Here is a 17,154-nt window from a genome sequence, read left to right on the forward strand (position 1 = left end):
TTTTTGATTTTCTTCGGTAAAATTTTCCCAAACCCGGCCCTTTTCGCCGGGTTTGGTGTTTCAGTCCCTCTCCTACCCCATTCACCATGGCCCACGCAGCATCGCACACCAACCGCCTCGCCGAGGAAACCAGTCCTTACCTGCAACAGCACGCCCACAATCCGGTGGATTGGTACCCGTGGGGGCCGGAGGCGCTGGGGCGCGCCAAAGCCGAGCAGAAACCGATTCTGGTGAGCATCGGGTACGCGGCCTGCCACTGGTGCCACGTCATGGAGCGCGAATCGTTTGAAAATGAAGCTGTAGCGGCGGTGATGAACACGCATTTTGTGTGCATCAAGGTGGACCGGGAGGAGCGGCCCGACGTGGACCAGATTTACATGGATGCGCTCCATGCCATGGGCCTGCAGGGCGGCTGGCCGCTGAACGTGTTTCTGACGGCCGAGGCGAAGCCGTTTTACGGCGGCACGTATTTCCCGAAAGGGAACTGGGTGAAGCTGCTGACTAACATTGGCGAGGCCTACGCGGGCGAGCACCGCGCCGAGCTGGAGCAGTCGGCCGAGCGGTTTATGGAGGTGATTGGCACGAGTGAGCTGACCAAGTACGGGGCCCACAACCGCAACGCGGCCCAGGAAGCCGATTACTCGGCTTTGCAGGCCATTGGCGTGGCGCCGGAAACCGGCCCGGCGGGGGTTTCGGAGGAAGAATTCAAGCTGCTGGTGTATAACCTGGGGGTGCAATTCGACCGGGAGCACGGCGGCATGAACCGCGCCCCGAAGTTTCCGATGCCCAGCATCTGGCGGTTTCTGCTGCGGGCCCACGCCATCAGCGGCAGCCGGGCCGTGCTGGACCAGGCAGTGCTTACGCTGCGCGAAATGGCCTGGGGCGGTATTTATGACCAGGCCCACGGCGGCTTCGCGCGCTATTCGGTGGATGGCGAATGGCTGGCCCCGCATTTCGAGAAAATGCTGTACGACAACGGCCAACTGGTGAGCCTGTACAGCGAAGCCTTCCAACTCACGCAGGATGAGCTGTTTCGGGAAACGGTGTACGACACCATCGAGTTTGTGCGGCTGGAGCTGACCAATGACGAGGGCGGCTTCTACTCGTCGCTCGATGCCGACAGCGAGGGCGAAGAAGGCAAGTTTTACGTCTTTACCAAAGAAGAGCTGCGCGATATTCTGGGCGACGAGGAGCCGCTGTTTTCGGACTACTACAACTGCACGGCGCTGGGCAACTGGGAGCACGGCCGCAACATTCTGCACCGCCGCGAAACCGACGAAGCCTTCGCCACGGCCCACCAGCTGGCTCCCGGCGTGGTGCCGGAATTGGTGGCGGGCTGGAAGCAGAAAATAATGGCCGTGCGGGCGACCCGTACGCGCCCGGGCCTCGACGACAAGGTGCTGACCGGCTGGAATGCCCTGATGCTGCAGGGCCTGACGGATGCCTACCGCGCCTTCGGCGAGCCCGAATTTCTGACCATGGCCGAGCACAACGCCCGCTTCATTGAGGCCAATCTGCGCGAGGGAGAGCGGCTGTTTCGCACCTGCAAGAACGGCCGGGCCAGCATCAGCGGCTTTCTGGAAGACTATGCGCTGGTTATTCAGGCCTACGTCAGCTTATACGAGGTGAGCTTCGGGGAAAAATGGCTGCGCGAGGCTGAAAAGCTGACGGAATACGTGCTCAGCAATTTTTTCGACCCGGCCGAAACGCAGTTTTTCTATACCGACAGCAGCGCCGAGCCGCTCATCGTGCGCAAAAAAGAGCTGTTCGATAACGTCATTCCGGCCTCGAACTCCATCATGGCGCACAACCTCCGCCGCCTGGGCCGCCACCTCGAAAAGGCGCAATACGTGGACCTGGCGGCGGCAATGCTGGCCCAGGTCCGGCACCTGGTGGTGAAAGAGCCGCAGCACCTCACCAACTGGGCTTCGCTGTATGCGGCGCTGCTGCGGCCAGGGGCCGAGGTATCCATCATCGGGCCGCAGGCCGATGAGTTTCGGGAGGAAATAAGCCGGCAGTTCCTGTTCGATACCGTGCTGAGTGGCACCGAGCATTCCTCGGCCCTGCCGCTGCTGAAGCTGCTGAAGCCGGACCCGCAGCACCGCACGGCCGTGCATGTCTGCCGCAATTCAGCCTGTCTGGCCCCGGTGTTCAGCCCGGCCGGCGCGCGCGCGGCGCTGGCCCAGGCGTAAGCCTTCGTCTACCCATAAAAAAAGGCTCCGGACAATGCCCGGAGCCTTTTTTTGGTTGAGACTGCAACGGCTATTCCAGCGTCACTTTTCGCGTGAATACATCGGCGCCGCTTACTACCCGCACCGTGTAGAGGCCGGTGGCCAGGTCGCGGGTGGTCAGCGTGTGCTCGGTGGTGCCGCCGGCCAGCGTGGCGGTACGCACCACCTGCCCCAGCGCATTAATCAGGCTGATGGTGGAAGGCCGCGCCGTGGCATTGCTCAACTTGAGGGTGAGCTGGCCGGTGCTGCTCGGGTTGGGGTACACCAGCAGCGCATTGGTATCGACCTGCGCGCGGGCAGCCGTGGGCACGGCCCCGCTGATGGTGAAGCCCCCCTGCGCATCGGCCGTGCCATAGCCGCTCACGGCCAGCAGGTAGCGGGTGCCCGGCGTGAGGCCTGTGAGGGTGATGGTGCCCAGGCTGGTGTTGTTGGCCCCGCTGCTGCGGCAGGAAATCAGGGTGAAGGGCCCGCTGGTGCAGTTGGGCGCGGTGAATACGCGCACCATGCCGGCCGGTGCGCCCGTCAGGGTGAGCGTGACCGAGGTGACGCCGGCCGCCGGCGTCATGGCAAACCATACGTCGCGCGGTGCAGTGGAGGGCGAGCAGGTGGGGGCGCCAATGCCCGGCTGGACGCTGGTGGTAGCTCCCACGTTGGTGCCCGAGATGGGCTGCAGGGGGCTGCCGCTGGGCGTGAGCACCAGCGTGAGCGCGCCGCAGGGGTCGTCGTTGGTCAGGCTGCCGCCGGTGGTCAGCGTCTGGAAGCAGATTGGGCCCACAAACGCGCTGCTGCCAGCCGTGCCGGGGCAGTCCTGCCGCACGTAGAAGCAGTAGCCGGTAGCCGCTGCCAGGCCCGTAAGCAGGTAGTTGGGGCTGCCAATGCTGCCGACTGTGATGCCCGTGCCCAGCACAAAGCCCTGAAGGCCATACTGCACCGTGTAGGTAGTGCCCGCAGCAGGCGTGCCGCCGGGCTGCCAAACCAGCTGCGCACTGGCAGCCGTGGGCGTAGCGGTGAGGCCGGTTGGGTTGGCGCAGTTGCCCGAGGCCGCAGTCGTGGTGAAGCAGGTGGGCCCGGCATACGCGCCGCTGCCGGTCGAGCCGGGGCAGTCCTGCCGCACATAGAAGCAATAGGCCGTGCCGGGCTGCAAGCCCGTAAGCTGGAAGCTCGTGGCAGTAGCCCCGGAAATGACCGTGCCGGTACCCAATACAAAGCCCTGGGGGCCATACTGCACGGTATAGGTAGTGCCGGTGGGCGGGGTGCCGGCCGTTTGCCAGCTCAGGTTGGCGGTGGAAGTAGTAACGGCGGTGGCCGCCAGGCCGGTGGGCACGGCGCAGGGCGTGGTGAAGCAGACCGGGCCGGCGTAGGCGCTGCTGCCGTTGCCGCCGGGGCAGTCCTGGCGCACGTAGAAGCAGTAGGCCGTGCCGGGCTGCAGGCTGGTGAGCTGCGTGCCGGCCGTGGTGAGGCCGGTCACTACCGTGCCGGTGCCCACCGCAAAACCCTGCAAGCCATACTCTACCGTGTAGGTAGTGCCAGCGGCCGGCGTACCGCCGGGCTGCCAGCTCAGCTGGGCAGTGGTGGCCGTGACACTGGCGGCGGCCGGCGTGGTGGGCGTGGCGCAGTTGGTGGGCGACGTGGCGCACACGGCCAGCGTACCCAGCCGCTGACCGCCGTAGGCCCACACCCGAACGTAGAGCACCTCACCGGGCGTGCGGCCGGTGAGCGTCAGCAGGGATTTGAGGCTGCCGGCGCCGTCGTCATCGCAGCCAAGTGCCGTCAGCGCCGTGCAGGAACCCGAGTAGATGCTCATGCCCGTGTCGCCCACGTCGGTGCCCGTGGTGGGCACCACGGTACGCACCGTCACGGTGCCGGAGGCGGGTACCGTGACCGAAAACCACAGGTCGCGGCCCAGGTAATTGGCACAGGTGGGAGCCGGTGCGCCGGTGCTGCCGGTGGCATCGGTATTGTCGGCGCTGGTCTGGCTGATGCAGGTGGTGCCGAACTGCACCGGGATGTTGATGGCCCCCGCGCAGTCGTCGTTCGCGGGCGGCGGCGGCGGCGTGGTCAGGCAGATGCTGAAGGTAGCATTGGCCGCCGTGGGCTGCACGGTAGCATTGGCATAAATGCGCAGGTAATACGTCTGGCCCACGGTGAGGCCGCCAATGCTGGTCCCCGTCGTGGTGTTGGGCAGCACGGTGAGGCAGGCAGCGCTGGTCGAGTTGGCGCAGGTGCCCGAGCGCACATCAATTACCGCCGCGAAGCGTGCGTTGAGCGTGACGAGCTGGGCCGTGCTGCTTGCCACAAAACGATACCAGACATCACCGGCGGTAGTGGCAAAGCCACAGCTCAGGGTAACGGGCAACGATTGCGAGGCCGCTTCGACCGTGCCGTTTACCGGGGCCGTGCAGGCTGCGCCCACTGTCAGGGCTACCGCGCCGGCGCATTCGTCGTTGGCCGGCGGCGTGGGGGCCGGGCTCACGCACAGCGTAAACGTGGCGTTGGCCGGCAGAGGCTGAACCGGGCCATTGGCGTAGATGCGGATGAAATACGTTTGGCCGCTGGTAAGGCCACCCACCACCGTGCCGGCGGTATTGCCGGCAAAAACCGTGGTGCAGAACACGCTGGCAGAGCTGGCACAGGTGCCCGAGCGCACATCCAGCACCGCTGCAAAGCGCGGATTGAGAGTGATTTGCTGGGTTGCGCTGCCGGCCACGAAGCTATACCACACATCGGCCGCCGTGGTCACGGTGCCGCAGGAAGCCGACGGCGGCAGCGACTGCGAAGCCCCTACCACCGTGCCGTTGGTCGAGTTGGCGCAGTTCTGCACCACGGCTACGGCCACGGCGGCGGCGCAGTCGTCGTTGGCGGCCGCGGCCGCCCCGGGCGTGAGGCAAACGGTAAAGGCCGAGTTGGTCGGCAGCGGCGGCACCGTCGAGTTGGCAAAAATCCGCAGGAAGTAGGGCTGGCCGCTGGTCAGGCCGCTGATGGTGAGCGGCTGGTTGGTGAACGTGGTGCCGCAGAAGATGCTGCTGGTGCTGGCACAGGTGCCCGAGCGCACGTCAATCACCGCGCCGAAGTTGCCGGTGAAGGTCAGCGTTTGCGTGGTGCCGCCGGCCGTAAAGCTGTACCACACGTCGTTGGCGTTGGTAGCGAAGCCGCAGCCCGTGGTGGGCGGCAGGCTTTGCGAAGCGCCGGCTATCGAGCCGGCCTGCGGGGTGCACACGGTGCTCACCGTCAGGGCAATGGCGCCGGCACACTCGTCGTTGGCCGGCGGCGTGGGGCCGGGCGTGAGGCAGAGCGTAAAGGCCGAGTTGGCCGGCAGCGGCGGGATGGTGGCATTGGCATACAGCCGCAGGTAATACGTCTGGCCATTGGTCAGGCCGCTGATGGTGAGCGGCTGGTTGGTGAAGGTAGTGCCGCAGAATACGCTGGTGGTATTGGCGCAGGTGCCCGAGCGCACGTCAACGACGGCCTGAAAGCCGCCCGTGAATGTGAGCGTCTGGGTGGCGCCGCCGGCCGTGAAGCTGTACCACACATCGTTGGCCGTGGTGGTGAAGCCGCAGGTAGCAGAGGCCGGCAACGACTGCGAAGCCCCGTTCACGGTGCCGGCTACCGGGGTGGTGCAGGCCGTGGCGACGGGCAGCGCCACCGCAGTGGCGCACTCGTCGTTGGCGGCTGGCGTGGGGCCGGCCGTGAGGCACAGCGTGAACTGTGCGCTGGCCGGCGGCACGGCATTGTTGTTAGGATACAGCCGCAGGAAATAGGCCTGGCCGCTGGTCAGGCCGGTCAGGGTGAGCGGCTGCCCCGTGAACGTGGTGCCGCAGAACAGGCTGTTTGAGCTGGCACAGGTGCCCGAGCGCACGTCAACGACGGCCTGAAAGCCGCCCGTGAATGTGAGCGTCTGGGTAGCGCCGCCGGCCGTGAAGCTGTACCACACGTCGTTGGCCGTGGTGGCAAAGCCGCAGTTGGCAGTGACGGGCAGCGACTGCGTGGCCCCGTTCACGGTGCCGGCTACCGGGGTGGTGCAGGCCGTGGCGACGGGCAGCGCCACCGCGCCGGCGCAGTTGTCGTTGGTTAGCGGGGCCGGGGCCGTGGCGCACACGGCCAGCGTGCCCACCCGGCCGCCGTAGCCCCACGCCCGCACGTACAGCACTTCGCCCGGGGTGCGGCCCGAGAAGGTCAGCAGCGACTTGAGGTTGCCCGCCGCGTCGTCGTCGCAGCCCAGCTCAACCAAGCTGCTGCATGTGCCCGAATACATGGCCATGCCCGTGTCGCCGATATCGGTTCCGGTGGTGGCTGGCACGGTTTGTACGGTCACGGCCCCACCGGTGGGCACCGTCACCGAAAACCACACGTCGCCGCCCTGGTAGCTGGCGCAGGTCGGCGTCGAGCCCACTGCGCTGGCCGTGGCCAGGGTGTTATCGACGCTTACGGTGCTGGTGCAGGTGCCGCTGGTATTCACCGGCACCGTGATGGCCCCGGCGCAGTCGTCGTTGTTCGGCCCCGAGGCTCCCTGCCCGATGCACAGCGCAAACGTGCTGCTGATGCCCGTGGGCGGCGTGTTGGTGGCCGGATAGACCCGAATAAAATAGGTTTGCCCGCTCACCAGCCCGCCCACCGACACGGCGGCGGTGTTGTTGTTGGCAATGGTGGTGCAGAAAACGCTGGTCGAGGCAGTGCAGGAGCCGGAGCGCACATCCAGAATAGCCGCAAAGCGCGGGGCCAGTGTTACCAGATGCGTGGTGCTGGTGGCCGTGAAGCTGTACCACACATCCAGCGCCGAAGTGAGGCCAATGCCGCAGGCCGTGGTGGGCGCCAGGCTCTGGGTGGCGGCGGCCACGGTGCCGTTCACGGGCACGGTACAGACGCTGGACGTGGTAAGGCCGACGGCGGTGGCGCAGTCGTCGTTGGCCACCTGGGCATGGGCCCTGCCGCTCAGAAACAGCAGCAAGGCCCACACCAGCGAGGTCCGATGGATGAATAACCGTAGTTTTTGCTTCATAACAAAGAAAGAAGAAGAGAAGTGGGGGAAAGGGAAATCAACAGCGCGCCGCGTGGGACTGAGCCTATGCTGCCCAAGCTATAAATTTCCCAGCAAAAATCCAGCCATCAACGCAATATTTAGTAATATACATTCAATGCATTCTGGCTGCGGAGAGGAGTATTGGCGGCCCGGGACCTGGCCGGTCCCGAAAGCCAAGTCAGGCAAACTGGTGGGCCGGGGCGGGCAACTTATGCCGGGGCTTTGGGGTTGGGCAACGGGGGCCGGCGGCTTTATCTTTACTATTCGCCCCTGCCCTACTTGCCGCTTTGAGTCTTACGCTTGATTTCATTTCGCCCGTCGCCGCGCCTGCTGCCGAACGGGTTACCCTGTTTGCCGACGTTATTCTGCCCCTGCCCCTGCCCCGGCTCTACACCTATCGGGTGCCGTTTGAGCTGAACGACAGCGTGGTTATCGGGGGCCGGGTCATTGTGCAGTTTGGGGCCAAAAAGACGCTCAGCTGCATCGTGGCCGCCGTGCACGAAACCGCGCCCAAAGACTACCAGGCCAAGTACATCCTCGAATTCATCGACGATGCGCCCGTGGTCACGCAGCCGCAGCTCCAGCTGTTCCGCTGGATGGCCGACTATTATATGTGCACCATCGGCGAGGTCATCAACGCGGCCCTGCCCTCGGCCCTCAAGCTCAGCTCCGAGTCGCGCATTCAGCTGCACCCCGGCTTTTCGCGCGAGGAAAACGAGTACCCGCTCACCCCGCAGGAAGAGCTGATTGTGGACGCGCTGGGCACCGTGGAGGACGGCAAGGCCCTCACGTTTACCGAAGTAGGCGACCTGCTCGGCATCACGTCCTTCCACAAGGTCATCAAGTCGCTGATGCACAAGGACGTGATTTTCCTCTTCGAGCACACGGCCGACAAGTACGCGCCCAAAGTGGTGAAAAAGGTGCGGCTGGCCCACCATTTCGTGTCCGAAGCCTCGCTGGAACAGCTGTTCGAAACCCTGACCAGCAAGCCCAAGCAGCTCGATGTGCTGATGAAATACCTGCAGCGCGTGCCCGTGTACCAGAACGAGCACGCCAACCAGAACGGCATCGAGAAAGCCTACCTGGCCAGCAGCCCGCACCTGTCGGCCTCGGCCGTGAGCACGCTCATCAAAAACGGGGTGCTGGAGCAGTTTGACGTGATTGTGAGCCGTTTTCCGATGGATAACGACGGGGCCATCCAGCTGAATTTTTCCCTCACCGAGGCCCAGACCGCCGCGCGCGATGAAGTCATGGCCCACTTCGGCGAGAAGGAAATCGTGCTGCTGCACGGCGTGACCGGCGCGGGCAAAACCGAGATTTACATCGACCTCATCCGCAAGGCCATGGAGAGCGGCGGGCAGGTGCTCTACCTGCTGCCCGAAATTGCCCTCACGGCCCAGATTGTGACGCGCCTGATGCGCGTGTTCGGCTCGCGGCTGGGCGTGTACCACTCCAAATTCTCCGACAACGAGCGGGTGGAAGTGTGGAACGGCGTGCTCTCGGGCCGCTTTCAGGTGGTAGTAGGCGTGCGCTCGGCGGTGTTTCTGCCCTTCGATAACTTGTCGCTGATAATCGTGGACGAGGAGCACGAGTCGAGCTACAAGCAGTACGACCCCGCCCCGCGCTACAACGCCCGCGAAGTAGCCCTGATGATGGCCAATTTCCAGGGCGCCAAAACCCTGCTCGGCTCGGCCACGCCGGCCGTCGAAACCTACTACCAGGCCAAGCAGGGCCGCTACGGCCTGGTGAGCCTCACCAAGCGCTTCGGCGAGGCCGGCATGCCGGAGATTGAGCTGGTGGACACCCGCAAGGCCCGCGAGCAAAAGACCATGCACAACCACTTCACCGCCGACCTGCTGGGCGAGGTGGAGCGCACCCTGGGCCGGAAGGAGCAGGTCATCCTGTTTCAGAACCGGCGCGGCTACGCGCCGGTGGTGGCCTGCCAGGACTGCGGCTGGATACCGAAATGCACCAACTGCGCCGTGAGCCTGAGCTACCACAAGCACAGCCACGAGCTGCGCTGCCACTACTGCGGCTACCACGACAGCATGGTGAGCAAGTGCCCCGCCTGCGGCTCCCGGGCTGTGAAAACCCAGGGCTTCGGCACCGAGAAGATTGAGGACGACCTCAAAATCATGCTGCCGCAGGCCAACGTGCAGCGCATGGACCTGGACACCACCCGCGCCAAAAACAGCTACCAGCAAATCATCGCCGACTTCGAGAAGCAGACCACCAACGTGCTGGTAGGCACCCAGATGGTGACCAAGGGCCTCGACTTTGCCAACGTGAGTCTGGTGGGCATAATCAACGCCGACAGCATCATCCACTACCCCGATTTCCGGGCCCACGAGCGGGCCTACCAGATGTTTGTGCAGGTGAGCGGCCGGGCCGGGCGCAAGGGCAAAAAGGGCAAGGTCATCATTCAGACGGCCGACCCCACGCAGGTGATTTTTGACAAGGTTATCCGCAACGACTACATCGAGTTCTACAACTACGAAATCGTGCAGCGGCACGAGCACGGCTACCCGCCCTTCATGCGCGTCATCAAGATGACGGTGAAGCACATCGACCAGAACGTGGGTGAGGCCGCCGCCATTCTGCTCACGCAGGAACTGGTGGACCGCCTGGGCCGGGCCGCCGTGCTGGGGCCCGAAGCGCCCTACATCTTCCGCATTCGCAACTTCTACCTGCAGGAAATCACCATTAAGCTCGACCGCGCCCACACCGTGCTCAAGCACGCCAAACAGATGATTTGCGAAGCCATGGACGTGGTGCGCGACCAGAAGGAGTTCAAGCAGGCCCGCCTGGTGGCCGACGTGGACCCGATGTAATTCCTGGCCCAGCCTGCTCACGAAAAAGGCCCGCTCAGCGAACTGAGCGGGCCTTTTATGTTGAAGAAAACCGGGCAGGACTTACAATTGGTCGAGCAGCCAAAGCACGATGAAAATCAGGCCGATGATGGCGACGATGGAACCAATCAGGCCATTGATGAGGCCCAGCAGCAGGCCCACCAGCAGCAGGATAAGGCCGATGCGCAGATTGCCATCGATGCCGCCGCGCGCGGTCGAAGCCGTGTTGTCGTGCTGGCGGGCAGTGGCTTTGTGCATGGCCTTGTCGAGCTTGCGGGTCACTTTGTTCAGCGCCAGGCGCTGCAGGGCATTTACTTTGGGCGCGGGAGCCGCTTCGGGAGCAGCGGCAGCGGCCGCCGGGCTGAGCGCCTTAGCAACCGTTGGCTCAGCCGGCTTGGCAGCTGCTTTCTGCGGAGCCCTGGCGGGCGTGGGAACGGCATTGGTCGTGGCGGCAGGGGCTGCTGCTACGGCCTCGGCGGCAACGGCTTCACGGGCAGCAGCTTCGGGCGTGGCGGCGCTGGGCGCGGCAGGCACGGGGGTCGAGGCGCGGGCTACGCCGTGGTACGAGGCGCCTTTGGGCAGCATGGCATATTCGGCCCGGTTGCAGCTGCCCAGGGTGAGGGCGCAGGCCGCCACGGCAACAAGCTTGGTGAATGCAGAGAATGGGTTTTTCATGGGTAAGCGGGTAATGGGTAAGCGGGTAATGGAAAACAGGCGATAATGCCCGTTCTACGGCCAAAACAACAAATGGGCGATTATCTCAATATTTTTTTCTTGGCCCCCGAAACAAGCCGACAGCTATTCAGCGTGTTGCCGCCGGCCCGGCGTCGGCCCGGTCCGGTCTGGCTGAACGCCGCTCCCGCAATTGCTGTTAATACCCCAAATGTGCTTACTTGCGATTCGTATGAAGTATTATGTTTCAGCCTGGCAACGGGTAACGGGGGTTGTGGGACTGAGCACGGGAGCTGGCTTATTGGTGCTGAGCTGCACCCAGCTGCCGGCCGAAACCCGGCCTTCGGCCCTCTCGGAGCGGCGCATGCAGGCCGTGGCCGTGCCCGACACCACGGGCTACGAAACCGCTTCGCCGCGCGACCCCAACGGCATTGGCACCTACTACCTGGGCCGGCAGATTGCCCACGTCATGGGCCACGAGGGCGCCAGCTGGCTGGAGCGCAACGGCCGCAAGCAGGAAGAAGGCACCGATATTCTGCTGAACGAGCTGAGACTGAAGCCCACCGACGTGGTGGCCGACATTGGCGCGGGCACGGGCTTTTTCTCCTTTCAGCTGGCCAAACGCGTGCCCCAGGGCGAGGTGCTGGCCGTGGATATTCAGCCCGAGATGATAACCGCGCTGCAGGACAACAGGCGCAAGCTCAAGGTTCGCAACGTGCGCCCCGTGCTGGGCACCACCACCAACCCCGCCCTGCCCCGCGACAGCGTGGACCTGGTGCTCATCGTGGATGCCTACCACGAGTTCGACCACCCGCGCGAGATGGGCCGCGCCATTCGGCGGGCCCTGCGCCCCGGCACCGGCCGCCTGGCGCTGGTGGAGTACCGCGCCGAAGACCCCAGCGTGCCCATCAAGCGCATTCACAAGATGAGCGTGGCGCAGGCCCGCAAGGAAATGGCCGCCATCGGCCTCACGCTGGCCGATTCCATCGAAACGCTGCCGCAGCAGCACCTGCTGCTGTTTAAGAAGTAGCCGTTACGACCTTTGCGGGCATGAACCCCGACCCGCGCCAGCTTTCCATCCACGATTTCACCTACCCGCTGCCCGCCGGGCGCATCGCGCCCGAGCCCCTGCCCGACCGCGCCGCCAGCCGCCTGCTGGTGAGCCGGGCCGGCGTTATCTCCGATAAAAAGTTCCGCGACCTGCCCGGCGAGCTGCCGCCCGGCGCGCTTCTTGTCTTTAATGACACCCGCGTGGTGCGGGCGCGGCTGCTGGCCCGGCGGCCCACCGGTGGGCAGGTCGAGCTGTTTTGCCTCGAGCCCGTGGCCCCGCACCGCAGCCTGGAGCTGGCCCTGCAGCAGACCGGCCACTGCACCTGGCGCTGCCTGGTGGGCAACGGCCGCCGTTGGAAAGAAGGCCCGGTAAGCCTCGATTTTGAAACCACCGACGGCCAGACCGCCACGCTCTGGGCCGAGCGCCAGGCGCAGGAAGCCGGCACCGCATTGATTGACTTTCGGTGGCTGCCGGCCGGGCTGCCGTTTGCCGAGGTGCTGCGCGCCGCCGGCCACCTGCCCCTGCCGCCCTACATCGACCGCCCCGACACGGCCGCCGATGCCATCCGCTACCAGACCGTGTACGCCGCCGCCGAGGGAGCCGTGGCCGCGCCCACGGCCGGCCTGCACTTCACCCCCGAAATCCTGGCTGAGCTAACGGAAAAAGGCTTCGCGACGGGCCACGTTACGCTGCACGTCGGGGCCGGCACCTTCCAGCCGGTGAAGGCCGAGCACATGGCTGGCCACCCCATGCACACCGAGCCCATTCTGGTGACGGCGGCGCTGCTGCGCCAGCTGCTGGCCCACCGGCCGCGCCCGGTCATTGCCGTGGGCACCACCAGCCTGCGCACCCTCGAAACGCTGTATTGGCTGGGTGTAGGTCTGCTGCAGCAGTTCGAAAACGCCCCCCGTGAGCTGCTGGTAACGCAGTGGCAGCCGTACGAGATGGCCGAAGTGGCTGACCAAATAAGCCCCGAAACGGCCCTCACGGCGCTCCTCAACCACCTCGACGCCACCGGCACCGATACCCTGGAGGCCAGCACGCGGCTGCTCATCGCGCCGGGCTACCGGTTTCGGCTCGCGGACGGCCTCATCACCAATTTTCATCAGCCCGAGAGCACGCTGCTGCTGCTGGTGGCCGCACTGCTGGGCCCCGGCTGGCGGGCGGTGTATGAGCACGCGCTGACGCATGGCTACCGCTTCCTGAGCTACGGCGACAGCTCGCTGCTGCTGCCGGGCTAGTCCGGGCAGTACGGAGCACTGCAATTTTATCCTAGCGGATTGCTGGCACAACCTTTGGTATGGGGGCGCGTACAAGCCCCACATCACCCTTTTTCTTTCTTTTGAATCCATGAAAAAAGTAACCCTGTTGCTCGCCCTTGCCACCTTCGCCACCACCGCTTTCGCCCAAACGACTCCGACTACGGAAGTGAAGACGCGCGACAACGGCACCACCAAAGTGGTAACCAAAACCGGTAAAACCAACGTAGGCCAGGCCCTCGACAACACGAAGGATGCCGCCGGCAACGTAGCCACCAAAACCGGCCACGCCATCAAGCGCGGCGCCAAGAAAACCGGCCACGCCGTGAAGCACACGGCCAATAAAGTAAGCGGCAAGGCCGCCGAAGGTACCGAGAAAATGGAAGCCAAAACCGAATAGTCCTTTCCAAGACTAGTTCCTTTCTGCATTCCAAGCAAAAGCCCCGGCCCGTAAGGCCGGGGCTTTTTGTTGCTGTTTTTTTTACGCCTGAGCGGGTTTTTCGCGTACTTCGTGCAGCACCTTCTCCACCACGCCGCGCCCAAACAGGCTGAGGCCGGCATTGAGCACCGCCAGCGCGGCCGTGCCTGCCGCCAGCCACTGCCGGGTGGGCACGTTGCGGTCTTTGAGGGTGCCGGCCCAGTGCACCATGCTGGCCCCCGCGCCGATGGTAACCAGCCCCAACGGGGCAAAAAACAGCCATTTGGTTTTGTGCGTCATCTGAAAGAAAAGGCTAAATGATGGAAAGCTAAGCGCAGCAGCGGTACGGCAGCAGCCCTTGCAACCCGGCAGCACCACGTACCTTGCGGCTTTCTGGCTTACGCACCCTACCCGGCCCGGTTTCGGCTGCGGCTCCGGCCCCCTTATCTCCATGACGCCTTACGAACAGCTGCTGCACCTTGCCTTCACCGCCCCCAACGACGTGAAGTATTACCTTACTCCCACCGCCCTGCGCGCGGCCGACCAGCTGCGCACCGCGCCGCCGGCCCAGCGCTCCTTCCGCTTCGAGCAGGTGCGCCTGGGCCTGGCCATGAGCCTGCTCAAGCTGGTGTCGGAGCTGGGCGACCACCACGAGAGCCGCCAGGTGCTCGACGTGCTGCACCGCGCCCTCTCCGAAGCCCGCTCGCCGGAGGACATCGACCGCATCATCGGCCGCGAGGCCAAGCTCTTCGACCGGCTCTACGAAAACCTCTACGTGAACGAGGAAGGCGAAGAATTGCTCAACCTCTTCGGCCGCACCCTGGAGGCCGATGCGCCGGAGCTGCTGGACGAAATTGCCTTCGAAGGCGTGGCGCTGGCCCGCACGCTGGACTTCAGCACCGACGAGGACGAGTAGCCGCCACGCCCATCCTTTTTTAAATAAGAACCGCCCGGCTTCCTTCCCTACCTTTACCGCCGATAATCCCAGCCGGGCCGGCCGTGCTGATTCCCTTTCTGTTTCGATGCCCATTATTCACTATCTCACCACGGCCGACGCTATTGCAGCGGCCGCCGCGCATTTCGCCACGCTGCCGCGCATCGGCATCGATTTGGAGTTTGATGACATGCGCCACCGCTACGGCCGCCACCTGGCCCTGATTCAGGTGTTCGACGGCCAGGAGGTGTATTTGATTGACCCGCTGCCGCTGCCCAGCATGGCCGCCGATTTGGAGCCGCTGTTTGCCGTGCTCCGCGACCCGGCCGTGGCCAAGGTGTTCCACTCCTGCAAGTCGGACATTCTACTGCTCGACGAGGTATTCAGCGTCAACTGCCGCAACATCGTGGACACCAGTGTGCAGTTTACCCTGCTGGCCGCCGAAGACAACAACATTTCGCTGGGCCGCCTCATTCAGGCCGTGCTGGGCTTCGAGGTGGACAAGGGCGAACAGAAATCGAACTGGCTGAAGCGCCCGCTTACCGAAGCCCAGAAGGAGTACGCCGCCAACGACGTCCTCTACCTGTTTCAGCTCACCGACCACCTCAGCGCCCGCCTCGAAGAGCTGGGCCGCGCCGACTGGGCCGCCCAGGAAAACCTGGCCCTGGAGGCCGTGCGCTACGGCCGCGACGACCCGCGCCCGTGGTCGCGCAACGCGGCCAAGTATAAAATCACGCCGCAGGAAATGCCCGTTTTCCGGGAGCTGTACCTGCTGCGCGACGCCGTGGCCCGGCAGCTCGACCGCCCGCCCTACCACGTGCTGAGCAACGACCGGCTGGCTGAGCTCACCCGCAACCCGCTCGAAACCGCCCTGCAGCTGCGCGGCGCCAATGGCCTGCACCCCGAGCTGAAACGCTCGCCCTACGCCGAGCAGCTCCTGGCCATTGGCACCACCGACCTGGAGCCCGATGCGCCGCTGCCGCCCGAGCAGCGCAAGTTTCCGTTCCGGCGCCGCCTGAGCGGCCCCGCCGCCACCCGCGCCGATGCCCGCGAAGCCCTGCTCAACGTCCTCAAAGGCCACCTCGCCACCGACCACGGCACCACCCTGGCCAACATGGTGCTCAGCAACCGCCTCATTGCCGACATTATCGAGCTGGGCGCGACGGCCGCCCTGCGCCCCTGGCAGCAGCAATTGCTGAAGGATTCGGCTGGGAAGCACGGCGAGGATTACGCGTCGCTGGCAGAGCCCTTTTAGGAACCAGGCATCGTAACCAGCCCGCCATGCTTCGACTGCGCTCAGCATGGCGGGCTGGTTTCTGACCGTTCGGCTACGCTAGAACTGCGCCTCCTCCGTGCTGCCCACCAGCGCGGCGGTGCTCGTCTGGTTGCTGGTCACCACGTTCTGCACGGCATCGAAATAGCCGGTGCCCACGAAGGACTGGTGCTTCACGGCCTGGTAGCCGTCCCTGGCCAGGGCAAATTCCCGCTCCTGCAATTCCGAATAGCCGGCCATGCCGCGCTGGCGGTAGGCCTGGGCCAGCTCAAACATGCTGGTATTGAGGGCATGGAAGCCGGCCAGCGTGATGAACTGAAACTTGTAGCCCAGCGCAGCCAGTTCCTCGCGGAAGGTTTCCATCTGCTCCACGCTCAGTTTGCTGGCCCAGTTGAAAGAAGGTGAGCAGTTGTAAGCCAGCAGCTTGCCGGGGAATTGGGCATGAATGGCTTCGGCAAACCTGCGGGCATCGCCCAGGTCCGGGTGCGAGGTTTCCATCCAAATCAAATCGGCGTAGGGCGCGTAGGCCAGGCCCCGGGCAATGCCCGCCTCCACTCCGCAGCGGATGCGGTAGAAGCCCTCGCTGGTGCGCTCGGCTTCCTGCAGGATGAACGGCTGGTCGCGCGGGTCCACGTCGGCCGTGAGCAGGTCGGCCGCGTCGGCATCGGTGCGGGCCACGATGAGCGTGGGCACGTTCAGTACATCGGCGGCCAGGCGGGCAGCCACCAGCTTGTTGATGGCTTCCTGCGTGGGCACCAGCACTTTGCCGCCCAGGTGGCCGCACTTCTTGGCCGAAGAAAGCTGGTCTTCGAAATGCACGCCGGCGGCACCGGCCTCAATCATCATCTTCATCAGCTCAAACGCATTGAGGTTCCCCCCGAAACCCGCCTCCGCATCGGCCACGATGGGCGCGAGGTAGTGCACATCCGAGCGCCCGTCGAGGTGCTGAATCTGGTCGGCCCGCAGCAGGGCGTTGTTGATGCGGCGCACCACGGCCGGCACGCTGTCCACGGGGTACAGGCTTTGGTCGGGGTACATGTGGCCGGCGCCGTTGGCATCGGCCGCCACCTGCCAGCCGCTGAGGTAGATGGCCTGCAGGCCGGCCTGCACCTCCTGCACGGCCTGGTTGCCGGTGAGGGCCCCGAGGCCGGCCACGTATGCCTGCGCGTGCAGCAGCTCCCACAGCCGCTCGGCCCCCTGCCGGGCCAGCGAGTATTCGATGCTGACGGAGCCTTGCAGCTTCACCACATCGGCCGGCGAGTAAGGGCGCTGAATGCCAATCCAGCGGGGATTGTGGGTCCAGTCCTGGGCAATTTCGGTGGCGCGTTGGGCTTGGGTTTTCATGGGAATGGGGTTGAATGGTGGACGGTTGGGGTACTGATTTGCAGGATGGGAACGGGCAAGGCGAGGCCCGGCTGCCCGGCCGGCAGCTTTCGTTGAAGTTCAGGAA

The 17,154-nt window shown here is 64.9% G+C and carries 11 protein-coding genes; 7 read left to right on the forward strand and 4 right to left on the reverse strand.

Annotated elements, in window-relative coordinates; genetic code table 11:
* The first annotated feature begins 86 nt into the window (after positions 1–86).
* Entirely contained in the window at positions 87–2,192 is a 2,106-nt protein-coding gene (locus tag ACYVHT_RS06545) for a thioredoxin domain-containing protein (RefSeq protein WP_460549206.1), read from the forward strand.
* Positions 2,193–2,262: 70 nt separating this feature from the next.
* Here ACYVHT_RS06545 and ACYVHT_RS06550 read toward each other — a convergent pair whose 3' ends face one another.
* Positions 2,263–7,227, reverse strand: a complete 4,965-nt coding sequence (locus tag ACYVHT_RS06550; protein WP_460549208.1) for a fibronectin type III domain-containing protein — start codon at positions 7,225–7,227, stop codon at positions 2,263–2,265.
* Between the two features lie 308 nt (positions 7,228–7,535).
* On the opposite strand from ACYVHT_RS06550, the gene priA reads away from it, so the two are divergent.
* The gene (gene priA / locus ACYVHT_RS06555; protein ID WP_460549210.1) at positions 7,536–10,079 is read left to right on the forward strand and encodes a primosomal protein N'; all 2,544 of its coding nucleotides are present in this window, start codon (positions 7,536–7,538) and stop codon (positions 10,077–10,079) included.
* 81 nt (positions 10,080–10,160) lie between these two features.
* On the opposite strand, the gene ACYVHT_RS06560 is transcribed toward priA, so the two are convergent.
* Positions 10,161–10,772, reverse strand: coding sequence for a hypothetical protein (locus ACYVHT_RS06560; protein ID WP_460549212.1), 612 nt, complete (start codon positions 10,770–10,772; stop codon positions 10,161–10,163).
* Between the two features lie 229 nt (positions 10,773–11,001).
* On the opposite strand from ACYVHT_RS06560, the gene ACYVHT_RS06565 reads away from it, so the two are divergent.
* From ACYVHT_RS06565 to ACYVHT_RS06575, 3 genes are all read left to right on the forward strand, one after another.
* A complete protein-coding gene (locus ACYVHT_RS06565) occupies positions 11,002–11,799 on the forward strand; it encodes a class I SAM-dependent methyltransferase (RefSeq protein ID WP_460549214.1) in 798 nt (265 codons plus the stop codon).
* A gap of 20 nt (positions 11,800–11,819) precedes the next feature.
* The gene (locus ACYVHT_RS06570) at positions 11,820–13,061 is read left to right on the forward strand and encodes an S-adenosylmethionine:tRNA ribosyltransferase-isomerase (RefSeq protein WP_460549216.1); all 1,242 of its coding nucleotides are present in this window, start codon (positions 11,820–11,822) and stop codon (positions 13,059–13,061) included.
* Positions 13,062–13,170: 109 nt separating this feature from the next.
* A complete protein-coding gene (locus tag ACYVHT_RS06575; RefSeq protein ID WP_460549218.1) occupies positions 13,171–13,479 on the forward strand; it encodes a hypothetical protein in 309 nt (102 codons plus the stop codon).
* Positions 13,480–13,560: 81 nt separating this feature from the next.
* On the opposite strand, the gene ACYVHT_RS06580 is transcribed toward ACYVHT_RS06575, so the two are convergent.
* Positions 13,561–13,797 carry a hypothetical protein gene (locus ACYVHT_RS06580; protein WP_460549220.1) on the reverse strand — a complete coding sequence of 79 codons (237 nt, stop codon included), beginning with the start codon at positions 13,795–13,797 and terminating at the stop codon, positions 13,561–13,563.
* A 151-nt stretch (positions 13,798–13,948) separates the two neighbouring features.
* On the opposite strand from ACYVHT_RS06580, the gene ACYVHT_RS06585 reads away from it, so the two are divergent.
* Positions 13,949–14,413 (forward strand): hypothetical protein, encoded by a 465-nt coding sequence (locus ACYVHT_RS06585; protein ID WP_460549222.1) that lies wholly within the window; start codon positions 13,949–13,951, stop codon positions 14,411–14,413.
* Between the two features lie 106 nt (positions 14,414–14,519).
* The gene (locus ACYVHT_RS06590; protein ID WP_460549223.1) at positions 14,520–15,686 is read left to right on the forward strand and encodes a ribonuclease D; all 1,167 of its coding nucleotides are present in this window, start codon (positions 14,520–14,522) and stop codon (positions 15,684–15,686) included.
* A 78-nt stretch (positions 15,687–15,764) separates the two neighbouring features.
* On the opposite strand, the gene aceA is transcribed toward ACYVHT_RS06590, so the two are convergent.
* Entirely contained in the window at positions 15,765–17,048 is a 1,284-nt protein-coding gene (aceA, locus tag ACYVHT_RS06595) for an isocitrate lyase family protein (protein ID WP_460549225.1), read from the reverse strand.
* Positions 17,049–17,154: the final 106 nt, after the last annotated feature.

The sequence above is a fragment of the Hymenobacter daeguensis genome (assembly GCF_054780555.1).

Excerpts from the sequence above, each read along its gene's own strand:
- ACYVHT_RS06550 (WP_460549208.1), bottom strand. The coding sequence starts at position 7,227 with ATGAAGCAAAAACTACGGTTATTCATCCATCGGACCTCGCTGGTGTGG.
- aceA (WP_460549225.1), bottom strand. The coding sequence starts at position 17,048 with ATGAAAACCCAAGCCCAACGCGCCACCGAAATTGCCCAGGACTGGACC.
- ACYVHT_RS06560 (WP_460549212.1), bottom strand. The coding sequence starts at position 10,772 with ATGAAAAACCCATTCTCTGCATTCACCAAGCTTGTTGCCGTGGCGGCC.
- ACYVHT_RS06580 (WP_460549220.1), bottom strand. The coding sequence starts at position 13,797 with ATGACGCACAAAACCAAATGGCTGTTTTTTGCCCCGTTGGGGCTGGTT.
- ACYVHT_RS06545 (WP_460549206.1), top strand. The coding sequence starts at position 87 with ATGGCCCACGCAGCATCGCACACCAACCGCCTCGCCGAGGAAACCAGT.
- ACYVHT_RS06575 (WP_460549218.1), top strand. The coding sequence starts at position 13,171 with ATGAAAAAAGTAACCCTGTTGCTCGCCCTTGCCACCTTCGCCACCACC.
- ACYVHT_RS06570 (WP_460549216.1), top strand. The coding sequence starts at position 11,820 with ATGAACCCCGACCCGCGCCAGCTTTCCATCCACGATTTCACCTACCCG.
- ACYVHT_RS06565 (WP_460549214.1), top strand. The coding sequence starts at position 11,002 with ATGAAGTATTATGTTTCAGCCTGGCAACGGGTAACGGGGGTTGTGGGA.
- ACYVHT_RS06590 (WP_460549223.1), top strand. The coding sequence starts at position 14,520 with ATGCCCATTATTCACTATCTCACCACGGCCGACGCTATTGCAGCGGCC.
- ACYVHT_RS06585 (WP_460549222.1), top strand. The coding sequence starts at position 13,949 with ATGACGCCTTACGAACAGCTGCTGCACCTTGCCTTCACCGCCCCCAAC.